Below are 767 nucleotides of genomic sequence, written 5' to 3'. Positions count from 1 at the left end.
ACCGGGCCGGAAGGATTTGCCGAGTCGCCGTTCGGACACAGCTTCGTCTTGGGGAGCGATGAGCCGCGAGTGCGCGTCATCCTGAATAGCATACGGTTCGTTGTCGCATTCAGGTGCCGGTGGCGACAGGGTGAACGGCAACTCGACGTAGAACGTCGAGCCTTTTCCGGGCTGGCTTTTTAACGTAATGCGTCCATTCATGAGTTCGACGAGCTGGCGACAGATCGCCAGTCCCAACCCGTTCCCGCCATGCCTTCGCGTGGTGGATGAATCGACTTGCGTGAACGGCTCGAAGATTTTCACTTGCAGCTCGGGAGAAATACCGAACCCAGTATCCTGGACGCTCAAGTGGAGGTCGCATGTATCCTCGCCGGTTTGCTGGTTCCAGGCGCGAATCCGAACCTGGCCTTGCGCGGTGAATTTAATGGCGTTATCGATCAGATTATGTATGACTTTTTCAAATTGCTCGCCGTCGGTTCGGACCCATTCCGGCAAGTCGGGATCAAGGCTCAAGGTGAGGCGCAGCTTTTTGGCCCACGCGCGTACCTCAAACGGCTTGACGACGCGCTCCAGCAGTTTTTTTGAGCGGACACGGTTGTTCCCGTAGAGGGAGTCCGCGCGCTTCCAGTTGGGAGAAATCCAAGATGCTATTCATTTCTCTCAATAATCGATCCGCATCTTCCCGTATCATCACGAGATAGCTGTTCTGTTTGTCCGAAAGCGGCGTCTTTTCCAGCAGGGAAAGCGCACCGAGTAGGCCGTGCAGG

2 protein-coding genes are annotated in these 767 nt (G+C 55.9%); both read right to left on the bottom strand.

Features of this window, described 5'->3' with window-relative positions; all coding sequences use genetic code 11:
• Positions 1-513 (bottom strand): ATP-binding protein (locus E4P82_RS21410; RefSeq protein ID WP_246327788.1); only part of this gene is annotated, 513 nt, incomplete at its 3' end.
• A gap of 34 nt (positions 514-547) precedes the next feature.
• Positions 548-767: histidine kinase dimerization/phospho-acceptor domain-containing protein (locus E4P82_RS21550; RefSeq protein WP_312916053.1), on the bottom strand; the 220-nt coding region annotated here is incomplete at its 5' end.

Source organism: Candidatus Competibacter phosphatis (assembly GCF_012939995.1).
Taxonomy (GTDB): domain Bacteria; phylum Pseudomonadota; class Gammaproteobacteria; order Competibacterales; family Competibacteraceae; genus Competibacter; species Competibacter phosphatis.
Note: the sequence above shows the minus strand (reverse complement) of the source record. Positions and strands in the feature narration are given on the sequence as shown.